This is a genomic window from Streptomyces sp. NPDC059524, from assembly GCF_042749255.1.
Lineage (GTDB): Bacteria > Actinomycetota > Actinomycetes > Streptomycetales > Streptomycetaceae > Streptomyces > Streptomyces xanthii.
The window spans coordinates 14,386-17,428 of sequence record NZ_JBHYTK010000113.1; the positions used below are offsets into that span (position 1 = coordinate 14,386).

General features: G+C 69.9%; 5 protein-coding genes and 1 riboswitch. Of the genes, 2 read left to right on the plus strand and 3 right to left on the minus strand.

The window, feature by feature from the left end; genetic code table 11:
- Nucleotides 1–108: 108 nt before the first annotated feature.
- The 3 genes from ACFW9D_RS26955 to ACFW9D_RS26965 form a co-directional block, all read right to left on the minus strand.
- The gene (locus tag ACFW9D_RS26955; RefSeq protein WP_384625794.1) at nucleotides 109–873 is read right to left on the minus strand and encodes a CbtA family protein; all 765 of its coding nucleotides are present in this window, start codon (nucleotides 871–873) and stop codon (nucleotides 109–111) included.
- 23 nt (nucleotides 874–896) lie between these two features.
- Entirely contained in the window at nucleotides 897–1,118 is a 222-nt protein-coding gene (locus ACFW9D_RS26960) for a CbtB-domain containing protein (protein WP_384625797.1), read from the minus strand.
- A 61-nt stretch (nucleotides 1,119–1,179) separates the two neighbouring features.
- Nucleotides 1,180–1,251, minus strand: a riboswitch (cobalamin riboswitch).
- A 222-nt stretch (nucleotides 1,252–1,473) separates the two neighbouring features.
- Nucleotides 1,474–1,929 carry a MarR family winged helix-turn-helix transcriptional regulator gene (locus ACFW9D_RS26965; RefSeq protein ID WP_384625800.1) on the minus strand — a complete coding sequence of 152 codons (456 nt, stop codon included), beginning with the start codon at nucleotides 1,927–1,929 and terminating at the stop codon, nucleotides 1,474–1,476.
- A gap of 143 nt (nucleotides 1,930–2,072) precedes the next feature.
- On the opposite strand from ACFW9D_RS26965, the gene ACFW9D_RS26970 reads away from it, so the two are divergent.
- Entirely contained in the window at nucleotides 2,073–2,393 is a 321-nt protein-coding gene (locus ACFW9D_RS26970; protein WP_384625803.1) for a DMT family transporter, read from the plus strand.
- Nucleotides 2,394–2,477: 84 nt separating this feature from the next.
- Nucleotides 2,478–2,900, plus strand: a complete 423-nt coding sequence (locus ACFW9D_RS26975; RefSeq protein ID WP_384625806.1) for a DMT family transporter — start codon at nucleotides 2,478–2,480, stop codon at nucleotides 2,898–2,900.
- Nucleotides 2,901–3,043: the final 143 nt, after the last annotated feature.

Sequence of the window (3,043 nt, forward strand, 5' to 3'; positions counted from 1 at the left end):
GCCCCCCCCGCCGGGGGGCGGGGGCGGGGGGGGGCTCGACCGCGCGTGGCCCCGGCGGCGGCGCGGGGCGCGCCCCCCGCCGGGCCCCCGGCGTGCGGACTGATCCGGTCAGTTCCCGGCGGGAACCGCCCCGGCGGCCGAGGCCCGAGCGGGCTTCGGCTGGAGCAGGCGCTGGGCCAGCTCCCCGAAGACGAGACCGAACCCGCTCCACAAGGTGACCTGGACGGCCAGCGCGGAGAGCCGGAACCGCCACAGCAGCGTGGCGGGGAAGTGCTCGGGCACGCCGTCGGCCGCGGGCAGCACGGCGAAGGCGATCCCGACCACGACGGCGAATCCCAGCAGCGCGGCGACGGTGGCGTAGTAGGTACCGATGCGAGGCGCCAGCCGCTTCCCGAGGATCGTCGCTCCGATCGCGAGGAGCACGCTGAGCAGGATCATCAGGAAGAACAGCGTGGTGCGCTGACCGATGGTGTCGGGGTTGCCGACGGCGGGCGGGGTGGCCGGGTACTTCAGGTACGGGACGACGTACACGGCCAGGAGCGCGCTGCCGGACAGCAGCAGCGCGGTGGAGCGTGGGCCGAAGCGGCCGACGCGACCGAGGGCGAAGCAGTAGGCCAGGGCGGCGATCCCGCCGAAGGCGACTGCGTAGACGAGCATTCCGGTGGCGAGACCGGCGGTCGACTGCAGGCTCCGGGAGACGAGTTCGACCTCCTCGCCGCCGTGGGAGTGTGCGGCGTGGGCCTCCTCGAAGGCGATGGCTCCGTCGACGTTCGGCTCACCGAGCCAGTAGGCGACGACCAGGGCGAGCACGCCGGCGGCCAGGCCGGCGAGCATGCCCCGAACGAGCAGATTGCGTACGGTGGTTGAGTTCATGAGCGCGCGGCTTCCCTACGGGATCAGTGGCAGGGGAAGCCGAGCAGGTGGCGGGCGTCGTGCACCCACTCATGGACCCCCGCGCCGCTGAACACGGAGGTGGCGCCCTGTTCGGCGCCGACGAAGTACAGCAGGACGAGCATCAGGATGCCGAAGAACGCGGCCCAGGGGGCGATCGTCCTCAGCGGCAGTGTGGCCGGAAGAGCAGGCGTGTCGGCGGTCGGCTGGGCGACGTGCTGCGCCATGGCAGGGCCTCCTTCGGGAGTTCGCGTCCCGTCTCGGTGGTGCACTTGACGACCGTCACGGGTCTGACTCACGAGGGGCCCGAGGGCCTCCCGCACACAGTGGCGCGACCGTGCCGGACTTTCACCGGCTTCCGTCGACCGTCGTCGATATCGCACTGACCGTACCGCCTGACGCGGGCATGGCCAATACGGCCCGGGGTGAGACGGGGCGGGGCAAACCCGCACTCCCGCACAAACTTGTCCAGTCAAGCATCTGCTGGAGGCGACGAACAGATTTCGCTGCGGAATGCAGATGCACGTACAAGGAGACCGGCACCTCGAACCGCCCGGGGGAGCGGCCTGCGATCAGGGCGGCCTACTGCAAACCGTGCGCACCGCGCAGGGCTTGGACGGTGGGGCCGAGCTCGGGGTCGGCGGCGAAGGTGTTGAGTACCGAGGAGAGCACTTCCGCATAGGTCGCGCAGGCGTCCTGGTAGCGGCGCCGGCCATCCTCGGTGATGACCGCGTAGACGCCGCGCTTGTCCGAAGGGCACAGGTCCTTGTAGGCGTACCCGGCCTTCTCCAGCCGCGCCACCAGGCGCGTCACCGAGGACTGACTGAGGCCGACGCTCTCGGCGAGATCCTGCATGCGCAGTTCGTCCTTGTCGGCACGGTGGAGGTTCTCCAACGAGCGGAACTCCGACAGGCTGATGCCGTGCCGGCGCTGCAGCGACTGGGTCAACTCCCGCTCCACGCGCCCGAAGAGAGTGACAGCGCGACTCCACAGCGCCTGGTCGGAGGCGTAGGCGGGTGCGGGCTGTGGCGTCTTCATGGGTGCCTCCTCGATGGCGGTTGACACCAGAGTACATGCTCATGCAAGCTTTTCGGCGTCGCCCCGGTTCCCCTCGGGGTACTTCACAACCTCAAAGCATTTGCACGTACAAGCAAGTAGTTCTGAGCGAAAGGTTCCCTGTCATGCACTGGATCTACCTGGCCATCGCTGTCGCGTTCGAGATCACGGTGGCTCTGTCCGCGGGCAAGGCCGAGGGATTCACCAACCGGAAGTGGACCGCGGCGACGCTGATCAGCGGCGCGCTGGCGACCTTCGCGCTCAGCAAGGCACTGCTGACCTTCAACGTCGGTGTGGGCTACGCACTGTGGACCTCGGTGGCCGGCGTCGGCATCACCCTGCTGGGCGCCCTGCTCTTCGGCCAGCGCCTGAACTGGGGCAAGGCCCTGGGCATCCTCGCGGTGATCGGCGGGGTCGTGGGCCTGCAACTCAGCGGCGGCGCCTGACCCCCACCCCTCCCTGACCCTGCTCACTCCTCTCCTCCCCTCTCATCTCTTCTCACCTCCCTGCCTCGAAAGGACCTCGATCTCATGTCCTCCACCACCGCGTCCGCTGCCCCGTCCGCCACCCGCTCCTGGACCATGCTCCTGCTGGCCGGAGGCTTCGAAGTCGTCTACGCCCTCGCCGTGGGCGGCAGCGAGGGCTTCTCCGTACTGACCTGGTCGCTGGTCGGCATCGTGTTCTTCCTCCTGACCCTGTGGGCACTGAGCCAGGCGCTGCGCACCATCGACGTCGGCATCGGCTACGCCGTGTGGGCCGGGATCGGAGCGGTCGGCGCGGCCGTGCTCGGCCCGGTGTTCTTCGACGAGACCCTCAGCGGCGTGCAGTACCTGTGGCTCGGCCTGATCATCGCCGGCGTCATCGTCCTCAAACTCGCCGACAAGCCCTCCACCCCCGAGGCCACCACTGACCGGCCGCAGCAGCCTCAGCAGGCCCGGCCCGCCCACGCCTGACCGGACTACAGGGTCGCTGAACCGAACTCGCTGTCCCCGGCAGGTTCCCCGCACACGGGAAACCAGGCCGGGCCACCGGGGGGTCGGGGGGTGGTCCGGTGACCTGGGTGCGGTACGCCGGCGACGCCCTCCCCAGCGGTGGT